This window comes from Actinomadura rupiterrae, assembly GCF_024172125.1.
Taxonomy (GTDB): domain Bacteria; phylum Actinomycetota; class Actinomycetes; order Streptosporangiales; family Streptosporangiaceae; genus Spirillospora; species Spirillospora rupiterrae.
Window position 1 is genome coordinate 306,468 of the sequence record NZ_JAMZEA010000010.1, and the last position, 25,753, is coordinate 332,220.

Annotated in this window: 22 protein-coding genes and 1 tRNA gene; 12 read left to right on the forward strand and 11 right to left on the reverse strand. The window is 71.7% G+C overall.

Translation table 11 applies throughout. The features are described 5' to 3' along the window. Positions 1-90: 90 nt before the first annotated feature. The 3 genes from FHU30_RS46500 (at position 91) to FHU30_RS33490 (ending at position 5,720) form a co-directional block, all read left to right on the forward strand. A complete protein-coding gene (locus tag FHU30_RS46500; RefSeq protein WP_301323999.1) occupies positions 91-1,596 on the forward strand; it encodes a hypothetical protein in 1,506 nt (501 codons plus the stop codon). 108 nt (positions 1,597-1,704) lie between these two features. Then, on the forward strand, positions 1,705-3,504 hold the full coding sequence (locus FHU30_RS33485) for a ricin-type beta-trefoil lectin domain protein (protein ID WP_253881432.1): 1,800 nt from the start codon (positions 1,705-1,707) through the stop codon (positions 3,502-3,504). Positions 3,505-3,671: 167 nt separating this feature from the next. Next, a complete protein-coding gene (locus FHU30_RS33490; RefSeq protein WP_308211447.1) occupies positions 3,672-5,720 on the forward strand; it encodes a phosphocholine-specific phospholipase C in 2,049 nt (682 codons plus the stop codon). A gap of 78 nt (positions 5,721-5,798) precedes the next feature. Here the strand turns inward: FHU30_RS33490 and FHU30_RS33495 are convergent, their stop codons facing one another. From FHU30_RS33495 to FHU30_RS33505, 3 genes are all read right to left on the reverse strand, one after another. Then, positions 5,799-6,371: a PadR family transcriptional regulator gene (locus FHU30_RS33495; RefSeq protein WP_253881436.1), complete on the reverse strand. Its 573-nt coding sequence runs from the start codon at positions 6,369-6,371 to the stop codon at positions 5,799-5,801. Positions 6,372-6,414: 43 nt separating this feature from the next. Then, complete coding sequence (locus FHU30_RS33500; protein WP_253881437.1) at positions 6,415-7,404, reverse strand: alpha/beta fold hydrolase; 990 nt, start codon at positions 7,402-7,404, stop codon at positions 6,415-6,417. A gap of 63 nt (positions 7,405-7,467) precedes the next feature. Then, positions 7,468-8,868, reverse strand: a complete 1,401-nt coding sequence (locus tag FHU30_RS33505; RefSeq protein WP_253881439.1) for an FAD-dependent monooxygenase — start codon at positions 8,866-8,868, stop codon at positions 7,468-7,470. 272 nt (positions 8,869-9,140) lie between these two features. Here FHU30_RS33505 and FHU30_RS33510 point away from each other — a divergent pair, with 272 nt between their 5' ends. From FHU30_RS33510 to FHU30_RS33525, 4 genes are all read left to right on the forward strand, one after another. Beyond that, positions 9,141-9,479, forward strand: coding sequence for a histone-like nucleoid-structuring protein Lsr2 (locus tag FHU30_RS33510; RefSeq protein WP_253881441.1), 339 nt, complete (start codon positions 9,141-9,143; stop codon positions 9,477-9,479). Positions 9,480-9,833: 354 nt separating this feature from the next. Further along, on the forward strand, positions 9,834-10,169 hold the full coding sequence (locus tag FHU30_RS33515) for a YciI family protein (protein WP_253881442.1): 336 nt from the start codon (positions 9,834-9,836) through the stop codon (positions 10,167-10,169). Beyond that, the gene (locus FHU30_RS33520) at positions 10,166-11,383 is read left to right on the forward strand and encodes an RNA polymerase sigma factor (RefSeq protein ID WP_253881444.1); all 1,218 of its coding nucleotides are present in this window, start codon (positions 10,166-10,168) and stop codon (positions 11,381-11,383) included. The genes FHU30_RS33515 and FHU30_RS33520 overlap by 4 nt, the downstream gene beginning before the upstream one ends. A gap of 114 nt (positions 11,384-11,497) precedes the next feature. Then, on the forward strand, positions 11,498-12,916 hold the full coding sequence (locus FHU30_RS33525; protein ID WP_253881445.1) for an MFS transporter: 1,419 nt from the start codon (positions 11,498-11,500) through the stop codon (positions 12,914-12,916). A gap of 69 nt (positions 12,917-12,985) precedes the next feature. Here FHU30_RS33525 and FHU30_RS33530 read toward each other — a convergent pair whose 3' ends face one another. After that, the gene (locus FHU30_RS33530) at positions 12,986-13,795 is read right to left on the reverse strand and encodes a CHAP domain-containing protein (protein ID WP_253881447.1); all 810 of its coding nucleotides are present in this window, start codon (positions 13,793-13,795) and stop codon (positions 12,986-12,988) included. 264 nt (positions 13,796-14,059) lie between these two features. Between FHU30_RS33530 and FHU30_RS33535 the strand changes: the two genes are divergently transcribed. After that, positions 14,060-16,408, forward strand: a complete 2,349-nt coding sequence (locus tag FHU30_RS33535; protein WP_253881449.1) for an ATP-binding protein — start codon at positions 14,060-14,062, stop codon at positions 16,406-16,408. Positions 16,409-16,430: 22 nt separating this feature from the next. Here the strand turns inward: FHU30_RS33535 and FHU30_RS33540 are convergent, their stop codons facing one another. Further along, complete coding sequence (locus FHU30_RS33540) at positions 16,431-17,069, reverse strand: MBL fold metallo-hydrolase (protein ID WP_253881451.1); 639 nt, start codon at positions 17,067-17,069, stop codon at positions 16,431-16,433. 64 nt (positions 17,070-17,133) lie between these two features. Here FHU30_RS33540 and FHU30_RS33545 point away from each other — a divergent pair, with 64 nt between their 5' ends. Continuing rightward, positions 17,134-17,610, forward strand: a complete 477-nt coding sequence (locus tag FHU30_RS33545; RefSeq protein ID WP_253881453.1) for a MarR family winged helix-turn-helix transcriptional regulator — start codon at positions 17,134-17,136, stop codon at positions 17,608-17,610. A gap of 39 nt (positions 17,611-17,649) precedes the next feature. Continuing rightward, a complete protein-coding gene (locus FHU30_RS33550) occupies positions 17,650-18,138 on the forward strand; it encodes a MarR family winged helix-turn-helix transcriptional regulator (RefSeq protein WP_253881455.1) in 489 nt (162 codons plus the stop codon). A gap of 388 nt (positions 18,139-18,526) precedes the next feature. Here FHU30_RS33550 and FHU30_RS33555 read toward each other — a convergent pair whose 3' ends face one another. The 3 genes from FHU30_RS33555 to FHU30_RS33565 all read right to left on the reverse strand — a co-directional run bounded on the left by FHU30_RS33555 (position 18,527) and on the right by FHU30_RS33565 (position 20,228). Beyond that, positions 18,527-18,775, reverse strand: coding sequence for a hypothetical protein (locus tag FHU30_RS33555; protein WP_253881457.1), 249 nt, complete (start codon positions 18,773-18,775; stop codon positions 18,527-18,529). Between the two features lie 55 nt (positions 18,776-18,830). After that, complete coding sequence (locus FHU30_RS33560; protein WP_253881459.1) at positions 18,831-19,196, reverse strand: hypothetical protein; 366 nt, start codon at positions 19,194-19,196, stop codon at positions 18,831-18,833. Between the two features lie 153 nt (positions 19,197-19,349). Continuing rightward, positions 19,350-20,228, reverse strand: a complete 879-nt coding sequence (locus FHU30_RS33565; protein ID WP_253881461.1) for a helix-turn-helix transcriptional regulator — start codon at positions 20,226-20,228, stop codon at positions 19,350-19,352. 126 nt (positions 20,229-20,354) lie between these two features. Here FHU30_RS33565 and FHU30_RS33570 point away from each other — a divergent pair, with 126 nt between their 5' ends. Continuing rightward, positions 20,355-21,740: an MFS transporter gene (locus tag FHU30_RS33570; protein ID WP_253881463.1), complete on the forward strand. Its 1,386-nt coding sequence runs from the start codon at positions 20,355-20,357 to the stop codon at positions 21,738-21,740. Between the two features lie 74 nt (positions 21,741-21,814). Here the strand turns inward: FHU30_RS33570 and FHU30_RS33575 are convergent, their stop codons facing one another. Then, a complete protein-coding gene (locus tag FHU30_RS33575) occupies positions 21,815-22,804 on the reverse strand; it encodes a zinc-dependent alcohol dehydrogenase family protein (RefSeq protein WP_253881465.1) in 990 nt (329 codons plus the stop codon). 95 nt (positions 22,805-22,899) lie between these two features. Between FHU30_RS33575 and FHU30_RS33580 the strand changes: the two genes are divergently transcribed. Beyond that, complete coding sequence (locus tag FHU30_RS33580; RefSeq protein WP_253881467.1) at positions 22,900-23,628, forward strand: TetR/AcrR family transcriptional regulator; 729 nt, start codon at positions 22,900-22,902, stop codon at positions 23,626-23,628. A 140-nt stretch (positions 23,629-23,768) separates the two neighbouring features. On the opposite strand, the gene FHU30_RS33585 is transcribed toward FHU30_RS33580, so the two are convergent. Both FHU30_RS33585 and FHU30_RS33590 read right to left on the reverse strand, forming a co-directional pair. Next, positions 23,769-23,865 (reverse strand) — tRNA-Sec (locus tag FHU30_RS33585). A gap of 19 nt (positions 23,866-23,884) precedes the next feature. Further along, complete coding sequence (locus FHU30_RS33590) at positions 23,885-25,681, reverse strand: AMP-dependent synthetase/ligase (RefSeq protein WP_253881469.1); 1,797 nt, start codon at positions 25,679-25,681, stop codon at positions 23,885-23,887. Between the last annotated feature and the right edge of the window lie 72 nt (positions 25,682-25,753).

Consider the following 25,753-nt stretch of genomic DNA (forward strand, 5'->3'; position numbering starts at 1 on the left):
GATCAAAAAACGATCATTTGATCGGAATGTGTTGACTTGATCGTTTGATCGACTTAATTTTTGGGCGCCCCGCTCACGAAGGACGGCTCCATGAGCAAACGATCATTCGTCCGGCACCTCTCCGGCTCGCGAGCGAACCTGTTGTTCGCCGCCGCCCTCGCCGCCATCGCGGCCACGACCTTCACCGCCACCCCGGCGTCCGCCACCGGAAGCACCGTCTACCTGGACTGCTCGCGCTCGACCAACGGCAACGGCACCCAGGCCAGCCCGTACAACGACCTCGCCACCGTCAACGGCCTCACCTTCCAGCCAGGCGACACCCTGGCGCTCGCCTCCGGCAGTACCTGCACCGGCACCCTGGCCCCCAAGGGCAGCGGCACCGCCACCGCGCCGATCAACATCGCGCCCTACGGCACCGGCGCCGCCCCGGTCGTCAACGGCAACGGCGCCGAGAACGCGCTCAGCCTGACGAACCAGGACAACTGGACGATCGGGGCGATCAAGCTCACCAACCCGGCGTCCGCCCTCGCCCAGCGCGAGGGGCTGCTGATCCAGTCCACGGACGGGCGGACCCACAGCGGCTACGACATCAACGGCCTGATCGTCGACAATGTCGCCGGGCAGACCAACAAGGCGACCCAGGCCGCCGCGTTCGCGAACTCCGCCTGCATCCGCACCGGCGCGGTCAACACCGGCTCGGTCCTGAACTCCGTCCACGTCCACAACACGGCCGTCAGCAACTGCGGCGGAGGCGGGATCAAGGTGCGCGTCGGGTCGTCCGCGGCCCGGGGCTCCGGCGTGCTGATCGAGCACAACACCATCAGTGCGGTCGGCGGCGACGGCATCATCGCCTCCTACGCCGAGGCGCCGATGATCCAGTACAACACCGCGGCGAGGCTCGGCACCGGCGCCTACCCCTGGACGGGCGGCAACTTCGCCGGGATCTGGGTGCTCGGCGACCACGACCCGACCATGCAGCACAACGTGGTGTACGGCAGCATCATGTCCGCCTTCGACAGCGAGGCGTTCGACTGCGACTGGGGCAACACCGGCACCTGCCTGGTGCAGTACAACTACACCCACGACAACGCCGGCGGGATCTTCCTCAACTGCGACGGCTGCGGGACGTCCGGCGCGCCCACCGAGATCGTCCGCTACAACGTCTTCCAGCAGGACTGCCGGATGATCAGCAACGGGAACGCGGCGACGCTCCAGTTCTACAACAACGTCGTCTACTGCCCCGGCAAGAAGTTCAACATCAACGTGCCGACCACCAGCACGCTGGAGAACAACATCTGGACGGGCACGTCCGACTCGACCCTGCCGACCGGGTCCGGCATCTCCTGGCTGTGGAACGTCTTCCAGGGCGTCCCGCGCCCGACCACTAACGGCATCGTCGGCGACCCGCAGCTCGTGAACCCCGGCACAGGCGGCGACACCCTCACGTCCGCCGACGGCTACAAGCTCAAGTCGACCTCACCCGCCCTGTCGAACGGCGGCGTCCTGAGCAACAACGGCGGCCGGGACTTCTGGGGCAACGCGGTCTCGTCCACGGCCAAGCCCCACCGCGGTGCCTACAACGGCCCCGGCCTGTAACCGCACCTGCCCGACGGGCGCTACCGCTCATCAACTGTGTAAAGAGTTCTCTCCGCACGAGTTCCATCGCTCACTCCCGTCCCCCCTCGTCCCCATGGGAGCACGCAGATGATCTGGCACCGGCGGCTCATCCACACCGCATGCGCGGCGGCGCTCGCAGCAGCCGCGCTGCCGGCGACGGTCCCCACCCCGGCCGTCGCCGACAGCACGGCGGCCAACACCAACGCCCCGATCGGCGTGAAGCCGATGATGGGCTTCAACGACTGGGCGCGCTTCACCTGCGCCGCCCAGGCCCGGCTGGACGGCACCCGCACCGGCTACTCGTTCCAGCAGTTCATGCAGGACCAGGCGGCGGCCATGAAGGCCACCGGCCTGGTGGCGGCCGGGTACACCAACCTGACCGTGGACGACTGCTGGATGCAGCGCACCAGCGCGGGCTACCTGCACGGCGCGGCCACCTGGGGAGGGTCGAGCCAGCCCGGCTTCGACTACGAACTGACCGGTTACGCGTCCTACCTGCACAGCCTCGGCATGGACGCGGGCCTGTACAGCACCTCCGGCGTCAACACCTGCCAGGGCGTCCCGGCCGGGGTCATGGGGCACGAGCAGGACGACGCCGACTCCCTGGCCGCGTGGGGCATCGACTCCCTCAAGCTGGACAACTGCGGCACCACGCTCAGCAACCGCCAGCAGGAGTTCACCACGATGGCGAAGGCGCTGAACACCGCCACGTCCACCAACCCGCGCAAGATCCTGTTCAACGAGTCGGCCCCGGCCGGTGTCGGGCCGTCCAGCAGCACCAAGTACCAGACGATGGACTGGGTGCGGAGCCTGGGGCAGATGTGGCGGGTCAGCCCCGACATCGCCGTCTGGCACGGCACCAACGCCTCCGCCTGGGACTGGCCGCACGGCGGCGATTACTACGAGGGCGGTGTGCTGCAGAACTTCACCGACACCGTCGCCCTCGCGCGCTACAACGGCGCCGGGAACCACAACGACGCCGACCAGCTGCTCATCGGCGACAACAACCAGCTCACGCCGGCCGAGCAGCGCAGCCAGTTCGCCTTGTGGTCAGCCATGGGCTCCCCGCTGGTGATCAGCACGGACGTGCGGAAGATGGCCGCCGACCCGTCCGCCTACGCCCCGCAATTGGCGATCCTGAAGAACAGCGAAATCATCGCCGTCGACCAGGACACCACGGCGGGCGGCTACCTCGCGTCCCGGCAGGGCGCCGCGAACGGCTCGGGCACCGACGTCGTCGTCAAACCGCTGGCGGACGGATCGCGCGCCGTGGTCGTCCTCAACAAGAACGCCACCGCCGCCACGTACACGCTCAACCTCGCCCGCGCCGGCTTCTCCAACCTCGGCTGCGCCCGCACCGCCAAGAATCTGTGGACGCACACCTCCAGTACGGTCACCGGTTCCCTCACCGTCACCATCGGCTCGCACGATAACGCGATGTACACCATCGCCCCGGGCGGCTGCGGCGGCGCGCTGCCCGTCGGGCAGATCCAGTCCGCCCAGCCCGCCTTCCAGGCGTTCGCCTTCTGCCTGGACGCCTACAACGGCGCCACCAACGGCACCACCGTCGGCCTCTACACCTGCACCGGCAACGACAACCAGCAGTGGCGGCGGCAGAGCAACGGCCAGATCGCCTCGCTCGCCGATCCGGGTCTCTGCGTGTCGGGGGAGAGCACCGGGCTGAAGCTGCGCACTTGTGCCGGCGGCGATCCCAAGCAGATCTGGGCCTACAACCGTGCCGGGCAGCTCAAGGCGAACGGCCTGTGCGCCGACATCTCCGGCGGCGCGCTGAACAACATGAACGCGCCCGTCATCACCTACCCGTGCGGGGACCACCAGCCCAACCAGACCTGGTCCGCGCCTTTCGCTACCCCGCCCGCCGCGTAATGTCTCCGCGCCCTGCGCGCCCTGTGCGCCCTCCGCGTCCGGCTCGTAATGCCGCCGCATCCGGGGCGTCCTCCGCGTCCGGCGCGTCCGCCTCGTGATGCCAACGCGTCCGGCGCGTCCGGACGCGTCCCCAACCCCCCGCTGTACGTGACGAAAGGCGAAGACCGGTGTCGAAGCTGAGCCGCAGGAGATTCATGGCCCTGTCCGCGACCGCCGCCGGGGCGGTCGTCGCCGGCCCGACCGCGCCCGGCTCCCAGGCGCGCGCCGCCGCCGTGGGCACCGGGACGATCGCCGACGTCAAGCACGTGGTGATCCTGATGCAGGAGAACCGGAGCTTCGACCACTACTTCGGGACGCTCAAGGGCGTCCGCGGCTTCGCCGACCGCAGCACGATCCAGCTGGCCGGCGGGTACAGCGTGTTCAACCAGCCGAACGGGTCGGGCCGCCAGTACCCGTGGCAGTTCAGCTCCACCAACCCCGCCGGGGGAGCCGACCCCGAGCGCCTGGCCCAGTGCAACGGCGACCTCGCGCACGGCTGGTCCGACCAGCACAAGGCCTGGAACGGCGGCAAGCTGGACTCGTGGGTGGCCGCCAAGGGCAACGTCCGCACCCTGGGGTACCTCACCCGCGCCGACATCCCGTTCCACTACGCCCTGGCCGACAACTGGACGATCTGCGACGCCTACTTCTGCTCCGGCCTCACCGCCACCGGCCCCAACCGGACGTACCTGTGGAGCGGGATGATCGACCCGGGCGGCACCGCGGGCGGCCCGGCCTACGACGGCGGCGACGAGTCCGGCCTGCACTGGCAGACCTACGCCGAGGCGCTGGAGAGGGCCGGGGTGAGCTGGAAGGTTTACCAGAACGCCGCCGACAACTACGGTGACAATGCCCTGGCGTACTTCACCCAGTTCACCTCGGCCGCGCCCGGCAGCCCGCTCGCGGTGAAGGGCATGGGCTCGGTTCCGAAGGCCACCGGTAAGACGCCCGACGACATCGCCGCCGCGATCCGGTCGGACGTGCAGAAGGGGACGCTGCCCCAGGTCTCCTGGATCGTGTCCGACCAGGCGTCCTCCGAGCATCCCTACGCCACGCCCACTGACGGCGCGCACTTCGTCCACATGGTCATCGACGCGCTCAACGCCGACCCGAACGTCTTCAACTCCACGGTGCTGCTGCTGAACTACGACGAGAACGACGGGTTCTTCGACCACGTCCCGCCGCCCGCGGCGCCGGCCGGGACGGCGGGGGAGTTCTACAACGGCACCAACATCGGCCTCGGCTTCCGCGTCCCGCTGATCGCGATCTCGCCGTGGAGCCGCGGCGGCTGGGTCAGCTCCGAGGTCGCCGACCACACCTCGGTGCTGCGCTTCCTGGAGAAGTGGACGGCGGCCCTCGGCAAGCCCGCCACCTGCCCGAACATCAGCGCGTGGCGCCGCAAGGTCTGCGGCGATCTGACCGGCATGTTCGACTTCGCGAACCCGGTGTTCGGGCTGCCGAGCCTGCCCGACACGTCCGCGACGATCGGCCTGGCGACGTGCAGCCCGCTGCCCAACCCGGCTCCGGTCGACAACAAGCTCCCTCCGCAGGAGAGCGGGACGCGCCCCGCGCGCGCCCTGCCCTACCAGCCCGCCGCCAACCTGGACCACCTGGAGTTCGGCTCCAACGGGGTGACCAAGGTCTGGATCGCGATGGCCAACCAGGGGACGGCGGCCAGGAGCTCGGCGCACTTCGCGGCGTACGCCAACGCCTACCGCACCGGCGGGCCCTGGCAGTACACCGTGGACGCCGGCGCCGCCACCAGCGACTTCTTCAACTGCGGTACCGGTTACGGCAGCGGCAAGTACGACCTGACCGTCGTCGGATCCAACCGGTTCCTCCGCCGCTTCAAGGGCGACGCGACCCAGGCGGGCAAGAACCTCACCGTCACCGCGTCCTACGGGATCAGCAGTTCCACCGGAAAGCTGGCGATCTCGTTCACGATGGCCAACGCCGGGACGGCCGACGTCACGGTCACCATCACCGCCAACGCCTACCGCTCGGACGGTCCGTGGACCTACCGCGTCCCGGCCGGGCAGAGCGTCAAGGACGAGTTCAACGCCGTCACCGTCGCGAACGGCTGGTACGACTTCACCGTGACCGCCGGCTCCGACGCCACCTGGTCGCAGCGTTTCGCCGGCCACCTGGAGACCGGCCAGACCAGCATCAGCGGCTGAACGGCGAGCGCTCCCCGCCGACCCGCCTGCTCCCCGCCGACCCGCCTGCTTCCCGGCATCGGATATCGGATGCCCGTGTCAGGTGGACGGCGGGGAGTTCTCATCGAGCTTTTCCAGGCGTTCGATCGTTTCGTCTATCCAGTCCACCCACGTTTGGGCGTTCATCTCGCCGGCCCGGCGCACCGAGTCCCATATCACGGGATCGGTTTCGTTGACGTTATTCTCCGCCGCGAATTCGGCGATGTAGCCGGGGAGTTCGTTGGCGAGCCGGTCGCGCTGCCGGACGTGCAGGTCGCGCATGACCCGCAGCTGGGTCACGATCTCCTGCGGGCGCCGGGAGCCGGAGAAGAAGAACCGGACGAGGAACGGCACGCGGATCGGGTCCAGCTCGGTGACCAGCTCACCGAGCCACGACCCGAACGCCTCGCGCCCGGCCTCGGTGGCCGAGTACACGCGGCGGTCGGGCCGGCCCTGCTGCGGGAACACCTCGGAGACGACCAGGCCGTCGTCCTCGAGTTGGGCCAATGTGCGGTAGATCTGGCTGAGTTGCGCGGGCCACACGAAATTGATGCTGTTGCGTATCACGGTGGCCAGGTCATAGCCCGTCATCGACTGCCGCAGCAGGAAGCCGAGCAGTGCGAACTTCAGCATCGGGCTCCTTTTCCTCGGCGGACGCCCGAAGGATATCAATCGATCAAGGCAGGTCCGCATGGCGCGCGAACCAGGACGTGAGAAGTCCGGTCACGCGGCCGGGCTGCTCGCGGTGCGGCCAGTGCCGGGCGTCCAGCCGGTGCAGGACGGCCTGCTCGCACATCGCGGCGCTGGGCTCGGCGAGGCTCCGGCTGAACGCGCCGTCCCGTCCACCCCAGATGATCTGCGTCGGCACCCGCACCAGCGGCTCCCGCCGCGAACGCGCGCCGCGCTCCGAGGCGCGTGCGCCGTGCTCCGAGGAGCCGCGCCCGGAGGGGTCGTGCGCCGAGGAGCTTCCAGCGCGTGCCGAGGTGCGTGCGTTGCGCGCTGCGGAGCGTTCGGCGCGGATGGACGCGAGCATCGTCCGGAACATCGCGCGGTACCAGAACAGCGGCCGCTGGACGGTTCCCGGGTGGCGCCAGACGGCGCGGTGCCGTTCCAGGTCGGCGTCGTCCAGGCCCGCCCCGTGCCGCAGCATCGCGGTGAGGACGGCGTGGTCGCGCGCGCCGAGGACCGCCTCGGCCAGCCCGGGGATCTGGAACGCGAGCATGTACCAGCTGCGCAGCATCTGGGACGGCCTGCGCATCAGCGCCTCGGCGAGCACCTGCGGATGCGGGCAGTTGACGACGGTCAGCGACCGCACGAGGTCGGGCCGCTCGGTCGCGAGCGTCCAGGCGACCGCGGCGCCCCAGTCGTGCCCGACCAGGTGCACGGGCGCGAGTTCCTGGCGTTCGATGAGCAGCGCGATGTCCTTGGTCAGGTTCGGCATCGCGTAGTCGGCGACCGCGGTGGGCTTGGACGACAGGCCGTACCCGCGCTGGTCGGGCGCAAGGACGCGGTAGCCCTGCGCGGCGAGCGCGGTCATCTGCCGGTCGAAGCTGAGCCACAGGTCGGGCCAGCCGTGCAGGAACAGGACGGGCGGACCGTCCTCGGGTCCGGCGGTCTCGACGTGAAGCAGGACGTCGTCGACGTCCACGAACTGGGGCTGGAACATGGGGGGTGCTCCTCGCTCTGGTTTCAGGCTGCGCCGGATGCGGGCGGCGCCTGCTCAAGGGGTTCAGGCCGCGCCGAGGACGGCCGCGATGGTCGCCGACAGGGGGCCGGGGTTGCGGTCGCGCAACGGGCGCAGCACCCGCCGCACCACGCGCGGCGACCCGAGCGACGACAGCGGCCGGTGCAGGTTGAGCACGTCGTTGAAGGCCGACGCCACCTCCGGATCCAGGGCCGCCGCGCGCTCCAGGCGGTTGCGGTAGCCCGCGTCGAAGCGCGCCGTCCAGGGCGTCCGGACGCCCTGGGTGCGGCATCCGTAGCGGAGGTCCTCACCGAGCGCCAGGCGCCAGGCCTCCACCGACGTGGCGGCGATCGCCCGCGCCGCGCGCCGCTCGAACCCCGGCCGCCGCGCGCCGCCCTCCTCGGCGAGCAGCCGGCCGAGCCGGCTCGCCGACAGGGCCGCCACGCTCATCCCCTGCCCGTAGATCGGGTTGGACGCGCTGGCGGCGTCGCCGAGCGCCACGAGCCCGGCGGGCATCTCGCTCATCCGGTCGTAATAGCGGCGGACGTTGCGGCGGACGTGGTACTTGCGGACCGGCCCGAGCGGCGTCGAATGGCGCAGCGCCTCGGCGGTCACCGGCGCGGTCATCCGGTCGGCGAACGCGCGCAGCTCCCCGATATCGGACGGTATGGGCGTCCCCTGGCCGGTCGTCCCGAAGGACATGTGCAGCAGGCCGTTCTCGATGCGCAGCACGACGCCGCCGACCGACGAGCCGGAGGTGGCCTGGGCGCCGAGGATGATCAGCCACTCGGGGTCGAAGGACGGGTCGGGCTCGGTGACCAGGCTGGCGTACCGGACGTCGGAGTGGACCACCGACTCCTCGGGCGGCCGGTACCCGATCCGCTCCAGCCACTCCGGCAGCGCCGAGTTGCGCCCGGACGCGTCGACCACCAGATCGGCGCCGACCTCGCCGTCCTCGGTCCGGACACCGGTGACCCTGCGCCGGGTTCCGCTGGTCAGCAGGCCGACCGCGGCGGTCCGGTCGCGCAGGGTGACGTTCGGGATCGCCCGCACGCGCTCCCGGATCGAATGCTCGATCAGGACGCGGCTGGCGCAGAAGCCGCCGGTCCACCACGCGGGGATCCGGATGGTCGTCCCGTTCCGGACCAGGAAGATCGACCGGTCGCCCATCGCCGGGTCGCCCGACCCGGAGGTGATCGCCCCGGCCGCGTCCAGCTCCGCCGACAGCCCGGGGAACAGGCTGACCATCACCTGGCGCCCCGAGCCCAGCAGCCCGTGCGCGTGGTGCGACTGCGGCACGAACCGCCGGTGCTCCGGGCCGTCCGGCAGCTCGTCGCGGTCGACCACGACCACCTCGCCGTAGTGCTCGGACAGGACCCGCGCGGCCAGCAGGCCGCCGATCCCCGCGCCGAGCACCACCGCTCGTCCACTCTCCTCATATGCCATGAGGCATATATAACTTGTACTCTATGAGCCGTCAACCATCCGGGGCGGGGCAGGCACCGGGAGGCGGGCGCCGGGAGGCGGGCGGTCGCAGCCGGGCGCGGTCGCCTCACTTCCCATCCGGATCAGGAGGCGCTTATCGCGGCGGTGCGCGGGTGTGGCATTCCTCTTCGAAGCCGAGAGTCCGGCCGTAACGGCGAAAACATTCCGCCACGATGAAACGAGGAGATTGTGCTGCTGCTAGCATCACGCTGAGTCACAAGCTAGGAGTCACGATGGCACAGAAGGTTGAAGTTCTCCTGGTCGATGACCTGGACGGCGGGAAGGCGGACGAGACCGTCCACTTCTCTCTGGACGGCACCGACTACGAGATCGATTTGAGCGTCGCGAACGGCGACGAGCTTCGTGCCGTTCTTGAGCCGTACGCCGAGAAGGCGCGGAAGGCCGTCCGCGGCGGCGCCCGGCGCGGCCGCCCCGCCCGGACCGTCACCGACCGGGAGCGCACCGCCGAGATCCGCGCCTGGGCCAGGCAGAACGGCTCCCACGTCAACGACCGGGGCCGGATCCCCCGCGAGATCATCGAGCAGTACGAAGCGGCCAACCCCGGTAGATAGCACCCACTGCGGCCCGGCCCTTTATCCCGGGGATTTCGCCGCACCGGGAACGGCCGCACTCCGTTACGGGCGCACTCCGTTACGGCGGCGGCGCCCCGTTACGGCGGCGCTCCGCTACGGCCGAACTCCGTTAACTATGCCCCGGCATCCGAACTGCCAAGGAGTGCCGGGGCAGAGCGGAGGCCAAAGGACTGAGGCGGAGCAGGTCCCAAAGGGGCGGGGGAGCGCGGCGGCTAATGGGCCGGTGCCGTCCCCGCGGCGAAACGGTGTCCGGGACGTCCTTTCGCCGGCGAAATCCAGGCGCCCGAAGCAGGACTCCGGGCGGGGCCGGGATCGTCGGGCATAGTGGGGCGCATGAGGTATGTGCTTCTGATCTGTGACGATGAGTCGGTGTCGCCGTCGATGGAGGAGATCCTGGCGGACCCGGCGCATCAGGCGTACGGGGAGGAGATCGCCCGGCGGGGCGCCGTCAGCGGCGGCGCGCGGCTGCGGCCGGTGGCGGACGCGACCACGGTCCGCGTCCGCGACGGCGAGACGCTGGTGAGCGACGGCCCGTTCGCCGAGACCAAGGACTTCGTCGGCGGCATCGACATCATCGAGTGCGCCGATCTGGACGACGCGATCGCGATCGCGGCGAAGCACCCGTACGCGGGCCGCGGCTGCGTCGAGGTCCGGCCCGTCTGGGAATGACCGCTCCGGAGACCGTCCGCGCCGCGGTCGACGCCGCGTACCGGGACGAGTGGGGCCAGGTGGTCGGCACGCTGATCGGGCTGACCGGCAACTGGGACCTGGCCGAGGACTGCGCGCAGGACGCGTTCGCCGCCGCGCTGGCCACCTGGGGGCGCGACGGCGTCCCGGACCGTCCGGGGGCGTGGCTGACGACCACGGCCCGCAACCGCGCCACGGACCGGCTGCGCCGGGACGCGAACGGCGCGGCGAAACTGCGGCAGCTCGCCGTCCTGGAGCGGGACCCGGCCGGGCCGCCGGCGCAGGAGATCCCGGACGAGCGGCTGCGGCTGATCTTCACCTGCTGCCATCCCGCGCTGCCGTTCCCCGCCCGGGTCGCGCTGACGCTGCGGACGCTCGCGGGGCTGGGCACCGGGGAGATCGCCAAGGCGTTCCTGACCGCCGAGTCGGCGATGGCCCAGCGGCTCGTGCGCGCCAAGCGGAAGATCGTCGAGGCCGGGATCCCGTACCGGGTCCCGCCGGCCGAACTCCTGCCGCAGCGGCTGGCCGCCGTCCTCGCGGTGCTGTACCTGATCTTCAACGCGGGCTACGACGAGGACGACGGGCGCCGGGCCCTCGCCGCCGAGGGCGTCCACCTCGCCCGGACGCTGGTGCGCCTGATGCCGGACGAGCCGGAGGCGCGCGGCCTGCTCGCGCTGATGCTGCTGCTGGAGGCGCGCCGCGCGAGCCGCACCGACGGCGGCGTCCTGGTCACGCTGGAGCACCAGGACCGGTCCCGGTGGGATCGCGCGCTGATCGAAGAGGGCCTCACGACCCTGGACCGGGCGCTGGCGGCGCGGCGCTCCGGGCCGTACCAGGTGCAGGCCGCGATCGCCGCCTGCCACGCCACCGCACCGGACGCCGCGTCCACCGACTGGCCGCAGATCGCCGTCCTGTACGCCGAGCTAGCACGCCTGGCGCCGTCGCCGGTGGTGGAACTCAACCGCGCCGTGGCGATCGCCATGGCCGACGGCATCCCCGCCGGGCTCGCCCTCGTCGACGATCTCACCGCGTCCGGTGAGCTGGACGGCTACCACCTGCTGCCCGCGACCCGCGCCGATCTCCTTCGCCGGGACGGCCGCCTCGCCGAGGCCGCCACGTCCTACAGGGAGGCGCTGGAACTGGCGCCGACCGAAGCCGAGCGCCGCTACCTGAACGGACGCCTTTCCGAGCTCTGACCTGTGCCGACGTCATCCCCTCCGAATTTTTCGACGTTTCTTCACGGCCGGTGTCGATCCCGGGCGGCCTCCTTCGTCGGTGGGACGAAACCCATCGAACGAGAGGTGCAGACGATGTCCAATATGCAAAGCCCGGCGGAAACCGTCGCCGCCGGGCCGTTGACGTCCGAACCCCCGCGCCCGCCGGGCCCGCGTCGCGGTCTGGTGCTGTTCCTGGCGTGCGCCGCAACGGCGATGGTGGGCCTGGACATCGCCATCGTGAACGTGGCCCTGCCCTCGATCCAGCGGGACCTGGCCTTCGGCCCGGGCGGGTTGCAGTGGGTCGTCGTCGCCTACGGCCTGCTGCTCGGCGGGTTCCTGCTGGTCGGCGGACGGACGACCGACCTGCTGGGACGCCGCCGCATCCTGCTCGCCGGACTCGCCCTGTTCACCGCCGCGTCGCTGGCGGCGGGCCTCGCCCGGCACGGCGGCGTGCTGATCGCGGCCCGCGGGCTCCAAGGGCTCGGCGGAGCCCTCACCACCCCGGCGGCCCTGTCGCTGTTGGCGGTCACCTTCCCCGAGGGACGCGAGCGCAACCGGGCGCTCGGAATCTTCGGAGCGGTCGCCGGAGTCGGCGGGACGGTCGGCGTCGTCGCCGGAGGTCTCATCGCCGACGGTCCCGGCTGGCGGTGGGCGTTCTTCATCAACGTCCCCGTCGGTCTCGTGCTGGCGGCCCTCGCTCTCACCGGTCTCGCCGCCGACGGGCCGCGCGGACGCTCCGAGCGGCTCGACCTCGCGGGTGCGGGCACGGTCACCGGAGCATTGCTGCTCTTCGTCTACGCGCTCCACCACGCCTCCACGCACGGATGGACCTCCGGCGGCACGCTGGCGTGGTTCGCGGCGTCCGGCGTGCTGGCGGCGGTGTTCGTGTGGTCGGAGAGGCGTTCACCGGCCCCGCTCGTCCCGCGACGGGCACTGCGGAGCCGCACGCTGGTCGCGGCCAACCTCACCGCGCTGCTCGCCTTCGGCGCGCTGTTCTCCTTCATCTTCCTCGGGTCGCTGCTGATGCAGCAGCGGCTCGGCTACTCGGCGACGCGCACGGGGCTGGCGTGGCTGGCCACCACGGCGTCCTCGTTCGGGGTCTCGTGGGCCGCCGGGCGCCTCGCCGCCGCCGTGGGCGTCCGCCGCCTGCTGGTCACCGGCCTGGTGCTGCTGACCGCCGGGATGCTTTGGCTCACCCGCGTCCCGGTCGGCGCGAGCTACCTCACCGACCTGCTCCCGGCGTTCCTGGTCGCCGGGCTCGGCTTCGGGGTCTGCGCCCCGTCCCTCCAGATCGGCGCGCTGTCGGGCGTCACCGAAGCCGAAGCGGGACTGGCCTCGGGGCTGCTGGAGACCACGCGCGAGATCGGCGGCGCGGCCGGCGTCGCCGCGGTCTCCACCGTCCTGGTCGCCGGGACGGGTCTGGGCGGCTTCCACACCGCGTTCGCCGCCATCGCCGTCCTCGCCGGTCTCGGTGCCGTCGTCGCCGCGACCGGCTTCCGCCGCGACTCCTGAACGCCCGTCCGCCGCGCCGGGCCAGGCAGTGAAGCCCGGCCCGGCGCGGCGGCAGGGCCGGGCTCTCGCTCAGAAGTGGAGCATCCACTGGAAGTCGGTGTCGGCGTCGCTCACGTGCATGTGGGAGCGCGTCCCGTAGGCGAGGGGGTTGTTCCAGTTGTACTCCTCGACGTCGAACGACCCGTCGGAGTAGACGCGGTTCACGTAGGCGACGTGCCCGACCTTGTGGACGTCGTTGACGGCGATGGAACCGACCGTCGCCGTCTTGTCGACCGCCACGCCGACCCTGCGCGCGGCGTCGTCCCACGTGCCCGCGTTGCCCCAGGTCGTCTTCCAGGAGTTGCTGAAGTTCGGGACGCCCAGCCGGCTGGCGACGCGCCAGGCGGCGAAGGCCGTGCAGTTGTTCTGCGCGAAACCGCGCGGGTTGCCGTCATAGTCGTTGACCGGTGTCTGGCCGCCGGACGAGCCGAGGAACTGGTGGGAGGCGTTGTTGTTCTTCAGCGTGGTGTTGAGGTTGCCGGACGCGCCGGGCGCGAAGTCCTGGCTGGCCCCCGCGTAGTTGCTGTTGTAGTAGACGCGCACGGTGTACCCGGTGCGGTTCCACACCGACGCGGCGTTGTTCTTCACGCAAAGGCCCTGCCCGGCGCCGGGGCCCTTGAAGTCGTAGCAGGACGGCTGGACCGTTCCGTAGTCGCCGACCGATCCGGTGAAGTCGGAGACCGAACCGGCCTCGTTGCTGTTGTAGTAGTAACAGAACTCACCGCTGTCGCAGACCCCGTCGCGGGAGGCCGCGGACGCGGGCGAAACGGAAGCCAGCAGGGGAGCGGTCAGCGCCAGGGCCGAACCGGCGAGGGCCAGTGTTCTGCGGGGGAACGGCATGTCTTCCTCTTTCGCGAAGTGAGCGGGGGGCCTACGGGCTCCGCACGCGCTGCTCCTCCCAGGTCGGGGGCGGACCCGTCACGTTCAAGATCCGCCGCGAACCGCCCCCGGGCAACCCCCGTATCTCCCGCCCTTCACGCCGTCCGTCCGGCCGAAGTATCGGCGGTGTCGAAGCGGACGTGTCGGCCGTCCGGAAGGTGCGTGATTGATGGTGGTTCGGGCGAACCGGCTGCGGGCCGGACGGACGGGTGAGACCCTGCGCCTGTGACGCAACGCAGCGCTGATGTGACGCAGTGGGGATGGGTCCGGCCGGTGGCGCGGCATGAGAGCACCGCCTTCGTCGGCCGCGCGGCGGAGCTGGAGGCGGTCGCCCGGGCCGTCACGCGCGCCCGCGTCATCACCCTCACCGGGCCGGGCGGCGTGGGCAAGACCCGGATCGCCCTGCGCGCCGCGCAGCAGCTGGACGGCGAGTTCCCCGACGGCGTGAGCATCGCCGAGCTGAGCGGCCTGCGCGACCCCGAGTTCCTGCCCAACACCGTCGCGTCCGCGGTGGGCCTGCCGGAGAACGCGGCGCAGCACCCGATGGACCAGCTGCTGGAGTACTTCGCCGACCGGCGCGCGCTGCTGGTGCTGGACACCTGCGAGCACCTGGTCGAGGCCTTGGCGGTGTTCGCCGACATCCTGGTGAGCCACTCGGCCGGCCTGGTGCTGATGCTGACCAGCCGGCAGCCCGTGGCGCTGCCGGGGGAGTGCGTGCTGCAGATCCCGCCTATGCCCCGTCCCGGGGCCGGCGCCGACGAGACCACGAGCGACACCGTCGCGCTGTTCGTGGCGCGCGCTCAGGCCGCCCGTCCCTCGTTCGTCCTGTGCGCCGACAACCGCGCCGAGGTCATCGCGGTGTGCCGGCGCCTGGACGGCATCCCGCTGGCCATCGAGCTGGCGGCCGTGCGGCTGCGGACGATGCCGCTGGACCAGATCCTGCGGCGGCTGGACGACCGGTTCCAGGCCCTCGCCGGCGCCCGGCTCGCCCAGGCCCGCCACAAGACGCTCCGCGCGACCATCGAGTGGAGCCACGACCTGTGCACCGAGGACGAGCGGGAGCTGTGGGCGCGGCTGTCGGTGTTCGCCGGCGGCTTCACCCTGGCCGCGGTCGAGGAGGTCTGCGCGGGCGCCGAGCTGGCCGGACTGGACGTGGTCGACCTGCTGATGTCGCTGGTGGACAAGTCGGTCGTGCAGTGCGGCGACGGCGTGGCCGAAGCGCGCTACCACCTGCTGGACAGCATCCGCGAGTACGGCGCCGAACGCCTGGAGGAGGACGGCCGCGTCGAGCTGTACGCGCGGCGCCACCAGGAGTTCTTCGCCCGGATGGCCGTCCGCGCGGGGCAGGAGTGGTTCGGCGACCACCAGGTCGAGTGGGGCGACCGGCTGGCCGCCGACATCGACAACTTCCGCGTCGCGATGGACTTCGCCGCCGCCCACCCCGGGGACGAGGCGGTGCTGCGGATGGTGAACGGGCTGTGGGGGCTCTGGCAGGGCAAGAGCAGGCTCACCGAGGGCCGCCGCTGGATCGACAAGGCGCTGGACGCCGAGTCCGCGCCGACGATCGAGCACGGCAAGGCCGTCTGGCTCAGCGCCTACTACGGAACGCTCCAGTCCGCGCCCGACAGCCGCGAGATGGTCCGCCGCTGCCGGACGGTCGCCGAGCACCTGGACGACGACTTCCTCCGGGCCCGCGCCGCCGCGGCCGAGGCCTTCGCGATGATCATCTGGGGCGGGGACGTCGCGTCCACGATGGACGCCTACCGCGCGGCGCGCGAACAGCTGAGGGCGCGCCACGACCTGTTCCCGCTGGCGGTCGGCTACAGCCAGACTTCCGCGTTCCTGGCCGGCCACGGCGAACCGGCCCGGGCGCTGCGGGAAGTGGAGGAGGGGCTGCGGGAGCTGGCGCACATCCCGCAGGAGCGGTGGGTGCGCAACTACCTGCTCATCATGCAGGTGCTGTGCCTGTGGGCCACCGGGGAGCTGGACCGGGCCCGCGAGCTCAGCGAGACGCTCCTGCTGTCGGCGCTGGAGCAGGGCGAGACGATGGGCGTCGCCGCGGTGGTGGAGTACCTGTCCTGGATCGCCGCCGACAAGGACGAGGACGAGCTCGCGGCCACCCTGCTCGGCGGCGCCGGAGCCCTGTGGCGCCAGGTCGGCACCCGCCTCTGGGGCGAGGAGGGGCTCATCGGCCTGCACACCGCCATCGAGAACCGCCTGATGCTCAAGCTCGGTGGTGAGCGCTTCACCCAGACCTACGGACGCGGCGCCGCGCTTCCGCTCGACCAGCTGATCAACCTGGCCGGGGGACACGCCCCGCACCCGTCCTCCGCGGCCGTCCCCGCCGCGAGGACCGAGGACGGCAGCCCCCTCGGACCGCTCACCCCGCGCGAACGCGAGGTCGCCCGGCTCGTCGCCGAAGGACTGACCAACCGCCAGATCGCCGAATGCCTGGTCATCTCCAAGCGCACCGCCGACGCGCACGTCGAGCACATCCTGAGCAAGCTCGGCTTCAACTCCCGCGTCCAGGTCGCCGCGATGCTCAGCTCGGTCAAGGAAGACCAGCCCTCCTGACGGCCCGGGTCCGGTAGGCCGTTCACAGCGTGAGGGCGTCTCCCGCAGGGACGATCGTCAGCGGAACCCGGGTCAGCCCCTCGGGGCTCAGGAACCGCGCCGCCGACTGCTGGCCGAGGTCGCTGAGCATGAGTTCGTGGATCTGGACGAGCCGGTCGGGCGCCACCTCCCGCACGTAGTCGACCGCCTCGCCGAACTTGGTCCACGGTCCGCTGGTGGGCAGCAGGAGCGTGCCGACCGGCGCGTCCGGGACGTGGTAGGCGTCGCCCGGGTGGTACAGCCCGCCGTCCACCAGGTAACCGACATTGCTGACGCGCGGGATGTCGCGGTGGATCGCCGCATGCAACTCGCCGAACACCGCGACGTCGAAACCGCCCACCTGGAACTCGTCCCCGGCCGCGACCGCGGTGACCTGCCCGCGCCGCGCCGACCAGCGGTCGACGACGCTCGCCGGCCCGTACACCCGCAGCTCGGGACGGGCCTCCAGCTCCCGGGCGAGGAGGTCTTCGTCGAAGTGGTCGAAGTGCTCATGGGTGATCAGGACCGCCTCGGCCGCGGCCACCGCGTCGGCGGCGTCCGGGGTGAGCGTCCCCGGGTCGATGACGATGCGTCCGTCACCCACGAGCGAGACGCAGGCGTGCGCGTGCTTGATGAGCTGCATTCGATCCCCGGCTTCTACAGGAAAATCTGTACAGCTCACCCTACATACTTGCTAGCCTGGCCCGGTGAACAACACGCCTCCGCCCGTGGAGCTGGCCGCCCATCTGCGAGCTGCGGTCTCCGCCCTGGTGCGCAGTACGCGCTCGGTCGACCGGCTTCCCGCCGTCCCGGCGGCCGTCCTGGACCTCCTCGACACCCGCGGCCCGATGACCACCGCCGACCTGGCCGCCGCCCGCGGCGTCCGCCACCAGACGATGGCCGCGACCGTCAAGGAACTGGCCGACGCCCGCCTCATCTCCCCCGCGCCCGACCCGTTCGACGCCCGCAAGAAGGTCCTGACCCTCACCGACGCGGGACATATCGCCCTGGACGCGGACCGCCGGCAGCGCATCGCCGTCCTGGCCGAAACCCTGTCCGCCGTCCTGGACGACAGCGAACGGAACATCCTGGACCAGGCCCTGCCCCTCATCGACCGAATAGCCGAATCCGTGGCCCGCGACCACCCACCCGCCCCCTCCCCGCTCACCGGCCCCTGGCAGTGATGTAACAGCACTTATATAAGTGCTGTTACATTAGCTTCCATGAGCGCTGATCCGACCGAGCACGCCCACTGGCGTCCGCTGTGGCGACTCCAGGACGCCATGGACGCCGACATCGCCCGCCTCTACACCGAGGCCGGGATCGAGGGCCTCAAGCCGAGCTACGTCAAGGAGCTCATCCGCCTCCACCTGCGCGGCCCCATGACCATCGCCGAACTGGCCCGATCGGTGGACCTGACGCATTCCGCCGCGAGCCAGAAGGTGGCCGCGATGCGCGCCGCCGGCTTCGTCACCACCGGCGCCGGCCCGGACGGCCGCAGCAAGCAGGTCATGCTGACCGACCGCACCCGCGCCATCGCCGACCGGCTGGCCGCCGAGTGGCGCGCCACCGAGGACACGGTCGCCGAACTCGAAGCCGAGCTGCCCTACCCGCTCACCCGCGTCGTCGCCGACATCGAGGCCGCCCTGGCCCGCCGCAGCTTCCACGACCGCATCGCCGACCGCCTGACCCAGGACCCCGCGTGGCAGTAACGTCCGCGCTCCTGGACGCCACCCCCTTACGCACCTCGCCGCACTTCCGCCGCCTCTGGCTCGGCCAAACAACATCCGCCCTAGGCACCCAAACAACCCAGGTCGCCGTGCTGTATCAGCTATGGCAGGCGACCAGCAGCCCGATCTGGACGGGTACGGCCGGCCTGGCCCAAGCCGTCCCGCTGATCGCCCTCGGTGGACCGCCGTCCGGCTTCGCGTGCAGCCCCGACGTTGGCTGGCGGGCAGGCGCGTCGGACGCGCCCGGACGGGCGTGGCGCTGGCCTGTCGACGGGGTCGTCTGCGAGGACGCCCGGCACCGGCCAGCCCGCACCCGGCGGAGTGCGGGCCGGCGTCGTCTGCGTCTTGGGCTCCGGCGGCTGCAGCCGCGTCAGTAGAGCGGCGGGACGGGTGAGCCGCCGGGGAACGCCTTGCCGGAGGCGCCGCAGGCGGGGCATCCCGGGTCGATCCAGGGCGGCTGGCTGGGCAGCCCATAGTGGTACCAGGCGGTATGGGAGTCCCTTTCGCGCGTCTCGAAGACCTGCTCCCAGCTCCAGACGCAGCGCCGGCAGTGGAAGCGCCACCTTTCGCTGCTGACATGAACGTCCTCGACGCCCATGGCGTCCTCCGCATCGTCCAAACGTGAATGGATGCGCATGCGGCAGGCAGGGGATGAGCCCGCCGCCGAAGGACGGTCACGTGCGGGAGACGCCCAGGGTGATGAGAACGTCGGTGCCGCGCGTGGCCGGCACCGCGATGGCGGCGCGAGGTTCCGGAAGCGGAACGGACTCGCTGATAAGCGCGCGAGGAAGCCGGGCGCTTCCGGGACGTCCCGGTTCAACCCGGGCAGGCCTCACCGCGGACGCGTCGCCGTGACCGCTAGGACCGTCGTCCTCGTCCCCGCAACCGGGCGAGGCGGTGTGCACGGCCGCCGGCTGGGCCGCCGGCGCGGCGGTGGCGACGTCGGTATGCACGGCCAGCGCCGTGACCAGCGACAGCAGCACGAGCAGCACCAGACCCGACGGCCGGGTGGACGCCTTCGTGAACCGCGCTGCTCGCACCCCACGACAATACATCACTCTGGGTGACGAGGACGCTGCGAATAGTCACCACTATCTCTTGGGTGAGGCCGTAGCTGAACTTGCGGTCGCGCTCGGTCCCAGCGCTGGCACGGGGCAGAGCGATCTCGCAAGGTTCGACGACCTCTCGATCGCCTAGCTGTTCTGGCTCCGGGAGGGCGAGGCGGTCGCTGTCTCGCCGGACGGGCCGTAGGCGAGGTCGAGGAGCGTCATCTTGTCGTGGTCCGGGCTGCCCGGCGGCGCCATGTAGATGACGAGGCGCTGGCCTTGAGCGCGGTTGAGGGTGAGCCCCTCGTGCGAGAGCGTCATCGTGCCGACTTCCGGGTGCCGGAGCGTTTTCTCGCCGACGCCGATCGTGTGCACCTCGTACCGCTCCCAGAGCCGGCCGAAGTCGGGGCTCTTGACGATCAGCTCACCGACGAGCGCGGCGAGATCCGGGGCATCGGGATCGCTGCCGGCGATGGCCCGCAACTGGGCGACGCACGCCTTGGCCTTCTGCTCCCAGTCCACCCAAAGCTCGCGGGCGGCGGGGTGCAGGAAGATGTACCGAACGGTGTTCCGCTGCCGCTCCGGCCAGTCGGCGATGCCGTGGAGCAGCCGCAGCCCGCCGGGATTGGCCGCCAGCAGGTCGTTGGTGCGGCTCACGACGTACGCCGGGTTGGGCCGGAGCGTCTCCAGAAGCTGGGTGACGGTCGGACGGACGCGCCGTGACGGCAGGGGCCGGGGCTCGGGCGCACGCCGCGCCGCGCGCGCCGCCAGCTCGCGCAGGAAGCCGCTCTCCTCCCGGCCGAGGCGGAGCGCCTCGGCCAGCGCCTCGACCACCGAAGGGCTCGGACGGGCCTCCTTGCCTCGTTCCAAACGGATGTAGTAGTCGATGCTCACACCGGCCAGCGCCGCCACCTCCTCCCGGCGCAGACCCGGCGTCCGGCGCGTGCCGGTTCCGGCGGGCAGCCCGACGTCCGCCGGGCGCAGGTTGCCCCGGCGAGCCCGCAGGAACTTCCCGAACTCGGTCATGTCGTCATTGTGCCAGCGTGTGAGCAGGGCTCCGGCCCGGAGCCTGGCCCTGTCGCACCCACCTCTGGCGCACCCCGGAAGATCGCGGTCTGCCTCGTCCTCGCGGGTCTCACCAGCCTGTATGGGGTGACCACTGTTGAACCGGCCCGCGTCGCGCAGGATGCCCGGCACCGCACGGCCGGACCGAAGCTGATCCTGGCGACCACGTTCATGGGCATCTTCCTGCTCAACCTCAGCAGCATGGCGATGAACGTGGCGCTGCCCGGTATCGGGCGGGACCTCGGCGGCAGCACTGCGGGGCTGCAATGGGTGGTGGACGCGTACACGCTGATGTTCGCCGCACTTCTGCTTTCCGCGGGCGCGCTCTCCGACCGCATCGGGGCGAGCCGCGCGTTCGGCGCCGGCGTCGCGGTCTTCACGGTCGCCTCGGCGGCCTGCGGGCTGGCGCCGGGGCTGGGCGAGCTGATCACCGCTCGCCTGGTCCAGGGGAGCGCGGCGGCGATCATGCTGCCGTCCTCGCTGGCCCTGGTCCGGCAGGCCTTCTCGGACGCGGCCGAACGGGCACGGGCCATCGCGCTGTGGACCGTCGGCGGAGCCGTCGCGGTCGCCGCCGGACCGGTGGCCGGCGGGGTGCTGGCCAGCACTCTGAGCTGGCGGGCGATCTTCGCCGTCAACCTGCCCGTCGGCATCGCCACCCTCGCTGTGCTGACCCGCGCGGAGCGCTCGCCGCGCCGTATCGCGCCGCTCGATCCGTACGGCCAGCTCACCGCGGTCGTCGCGCTCGCGGCGCTCACCTTCGCGGTGATCGACGGAGGGGAGAACGGCTTCGGCGAGCCCGTGGTGCTGGGCTGCCTGGGACTCGCCGCAGTGGCGACGGCCGCGTTCATCATGATCGAGGCCCGAACCGCCGCGCCGTTGATCCCGCTCGACCTCTTCCGTTCGCGCACGGTGACGGTTTCGGTCGCGATCGGCTTCGTCGTCAATGCCGCCTTCTACGGGCTGGTGTTCGTGCTGAGCCTGTTCTTTCAGGACGTTCTGGACCTGTCCCCCATGGCCACGGGGCTGATGTTCCTGCCGATGACGGCCGTGATCGCCGGAGCCAACCTGGCCTCGGCCAGGGCTGCGGCACGGTTCGGGCCGCGGTTCCCGATCGCCGTCGGACAGGCGGTCCTCGCGCTGGCGATGTTCGGCCTGCTCTGGATCGACGTCGGCACCGGCAGGCCGGTGATCGCGTCGATGCTCGTCCCGGTCGGCCTCGGCCTGGGCTTCTTCGTGCCTTCCCTGACCGCCGTCCTGCTGAACGACATCGCCGCGGATCGCGCCGGAACGGCCGCCGGGATCCTGAACTCCTTCCGTCAGACGGGCGGCGCGCTCGCCGTGGCCGCCTTCGGAGCCCTGCTCGCGCACGGGGACGAGTTCATGTCAGGCCTGCGGGTCGGCCTGTGCGCCGCGGCAGTGATGCTGACGGCCACCACCGTCGCGTCCCTCACCCTGCCGCGCAGACAGGGCTGACAGGACGGCGACGGAGCTGCCCGGCACGGCACCCGGTCGGCGACCAGGCCTGGAAGCGACCCCGGTGTCCTCTGTCAGTGGCGGACGGTGACGACGATCTTGCCGACCTGGCCGTCCGCCTCCATGTGCCGGTGGGCCTGGGCCATGTCGGGCAGGTCGAAGGTGCGGTCGATCACCGGGGCGAGCGCGCCGGTGCGCAGGCCCGCGGTGATGAAGGCATGGCCGCGGCGCATGCGGTCGGGGTCCCGGACGACGTGGTGGACGCCGTAGCCGTGGACGTTGAGCGGCCAGTTCATCGGCAGCGGCGCCGGACGCGGGTCCAGCCAGCCGTAGACGATCAGCGCGCCGTCGCGGGCCACGTGGTGCGCCAGGTCCGCCAGGCCGGGCCCGCCCACCGGGTCGAACACCACGCGGGCGCCCTGCCCGCCGGTGATGTCCTGGACGCGGCCGGCCAGGTCGTCGGTGTCGGTGGCGATGACCTCGGCCGCGCCGGCGCGCAGCAGTCGCGCGGTCTTGGCGGCCGACCGGGTCACCGCGATCGGGATCGCGCCGATCTGCCCGGCGATCTGGACGGCGGCGGTGCCCACGCTGCTGGACGCGGCGGTGATCAGCACGTGGTCGCCCGGCCGGAGCCCGCCGACCTCCAGCAACGCGCCGTAGGCGGTCAGGTACGACATCCAGACCGCGGCGCCGGTGCGGGCGTCCATCCACTCGGGCCGCGGCAGCAGCGCGTCCGCCGCGACGATCGCGCGGTCGGCGTAGATGCCGCCCTGCGACATGCCCTCACCGATCGACAGCACGCTCACCGCATCGCCCGGCGCGAACCCGGTCACCTCCGGACCGACCGCCTCGACGACGCCTGCCGCCTCGCTGCCCAGCCGCGACCCCGGCAGGGTCGGCTGGTAGTAGTACCCGCCCGCGCGGAACAGCGCCTCGGCCCGGTTCAACCCGATCGCCTCGATGCGGACCCGCACCTCGCCCGGCCCCGGTTCGGCAAGCGGCAGCTTGGCGAACCGGAGCACCTCCGGCCCGCCCACCTGGTCGAACAGCACAACGTTGGCCATCTCGATCCTCATCTCAGTGAGAACGCCGCACGATTTCCGTGCACCGCTCAAGTTTTGTACGCCGCACTCTAATGGAGCGCTGTACGATGTCAACCGTGGGACAGCAGACACTGGGGCGACGGGCGCGGCTGCGGGCCCAGACCACCGCCGAGATCAAAGCGACCGCGCTGCGGCACATGGCCGAGGGCGGCCCCGACGCCATCTCGCTGCGCGCGATCGCCCGCGACATGCAGATGAGCGGCAGCGCCATCTACAGCTACTTCGACACCCGGGACGCCCTGATCACCGAGCTGATCGACGACGTCTACACCGCGCTGGTCGACCACGTGGAGGCCGCCCGCGACGCGCTCCCGCCCGGGGACGTCGCCGGGCGCATCCTGGCCTGGGCCACCGCGCTGCGTGAATGGTCACTGGCCAACCCGCAGGGGTTCCGGCTCATCTACGGCGACCCCGTGGCCGGATACCAGCCCCCGCCCGGCGGCCCCGCACCCGACGCCGCCAAACGGGCCTGCCTCGGACTCGCCGACCTCATCGCCGCGGCCTGGCCGCACGCCCGGGCCGTCCAGGACGCCGACCACACCTGGGCCGAGTTCGCGCCCGCACTGGTCGACACCGTCCGCGCGGCCCACCCCGACCTGCCGCCCGCCGCCCTCGCGCTGGCCCTGCGCGTGTGGGGCCGCATGCACGGCCTGGTCGCCCTTGAGGTCTACGGCCACCTGGGCCCGCAGACCCACGAGCCGGACCGGCTCTACCGCGCCGAGATGCGCGACCTGATCAAATCGCTCGAGATCGCTCCCGCCGACCGGCACAGCGGCCAGGACTGACGCTCCGCGATCCCGCCTCGTCCGGCCGTCCGCCTGGGGCGGGTTCTCGCGGGCCGCGACGCGTTCTCATTTTGTTCTCAGAACCGGGTCGTGGAGATCGTTCCGGGGTGAGGCGGGGAGAGGTGGCGGGGTGTTTGGGCTGGTCGGAGGCGGGTGGGGATCGAACCCACCGTCCCGAGGTACTCGGGACCACCCGTTTTGAAGACGGGGGAGGCCACCAGGCGCTCGTCCGCCTCCGTCCGGGAGCCTAGCGGGATCAGGGGGTGTAGAGGGAGGCGAGCGCGTCGGCGTATTTCGCGTGGACGACGCGGCGGCGGAGTTTGAGGGTGGGCGTGAGCTCCTCGGACTCGGCCGTCCACTCGGCGGGGAGCAGGCGCCACTTCTTGACCTGCTGGACGCGGGCCAGGCGGGTGTTGGCGTCCTCGACGGCGAGCGCGATCTCCTCCAGGACGAGGGGGTGGTCGGCGAGGGCGGCGAGGTCGGTGGTGTCCAGGCCGTGCGCGGCGGCCCAGACGGGGGCGACCTCGCCGTCCAGGGTGATCAGCGCGACGACGTAGGGGCGGCGGTCGCCGAAGGCGAGGGCCTGGCCGACCAGGGGGTGCTCCTTGAGGTGGTTCTCGACCAGGGACGGGGCGATGTTCTCGCCGCCGGCGGTGATGATGATCTCCTTCTTGCGGTCCACGACGCGCAGGAAGCCGTCGGCGTCGAGCGTGCCGATGTCGCCGGTGCGCAGGTAGCCGTCGGGGGTGAACAGGTCGGCGGTGGCCTCGGCGCGGTTGAGGTAGCCGGGGGTGATGGTGGGCCCCTTGACGAGGATCTCGCCGTCGGTGTCCAGCTTGAGGTCGGCGCCGGGGAACGGGCGTCCGACGGTGCCGAGCTTGAAGCAGTCGTCGAGGTTGGCGGTGACGGCGCCGGTGGTCTCGGTCATGCCGTACGCGTCGAAGATCTTCAGGCCGAGGCCGGCGAAGAACCGCGCTACCTCGACGGGCAGCGGCGCGGCGGCGCTGGAGGCCTGGCGGACGCGGTCCAGGCCGAGCAGCGCGCGCATCGGGGTCAGGACGGCGGCGTCGGCGCGGGCGAACGCCTCCTCGATCTCGGGCGTGGGGGAGTTCCCGAACTCCTGGGACGAGATGTAGGCGCGGCCCGCGTCCAGGGCCGCCTCGACGGCCTGCTTCTTGGCCTCGTCCTGCTCGGCGGCGAGGACGGCCTGGATCCCCGCCATGATCTTCTCCCAGACGCGCGGGACGCCGAAGAAGCCGTGCGGCCGCACCTCCCGCAGCACCGTGGTGAGCTGGGACGGATCGGGGCAGAAGTGGACGTGCGCGGCGCGCCGGATCGGCAGGTAGTAGCTCAGCACCCGGTCGGCGATGTGCGCGAACGGCAGGTAGGAGATCGCGGCGTTGTGGTCGGGCAGGACCGACGCGTCCTCCACCATCCGCGTCTCGGCCAGCGCCATCTCGTGGGTGATCAGCACGCCCTTGGGGTGGCCGGTCGTGCCGGAGGTGTAGAGGAGGGTCAGGGTGTCGGACGGCGCGACCGCCCGCCAGCGCGCCTCCACGTCGTCCGGATGCGCGGGGAGGTGGGCGCGGCCGAGCTCCAGGAAGGCGTCCCAGGTGAGGAAGCGGTCGCCGGACGGGCAGGCGGCGGCGTCCACGACGATGACGCGGCGCAGGTCAGGCAGCCGGTCCAGCACGGGCAGCCAGCGGTCGAGCTGGTCGCGGCCGTCCAGCACCGCGTAGCGGGCGCGCGCGTCGGCGGCGATGAAGCCGATCTGGTCGGCGGCCAGGGTCGCGTACACGGTGGTCGGGACGCCGCCGGCGTGCACCGCGCCGAGGTCGGCCAGGACGTGTTCGGACCGGTTCGGCATCATCAGCGCGACCACGTCCCCGGCGTCCAGGCCGAGCGCCGCGAACCCGGCGGCGGCCTCCAGCGCGGCGTCCCGGAACGCCGACCAGCTGCGGGTGCGCCACTCGCCGTCGACGCGGTCGGAGTAGGCGGGCCGGTCGGCGTCCCGTGCGGCGGTGGCGGCCAGCGCCGTGCAGATCGTGGTCATCGCGCCCTCCGATGTCAGTAAGTACTTGCAGGCATGCATCGCACCACGTCCGGCCCGCTCCCGGCAAGATCG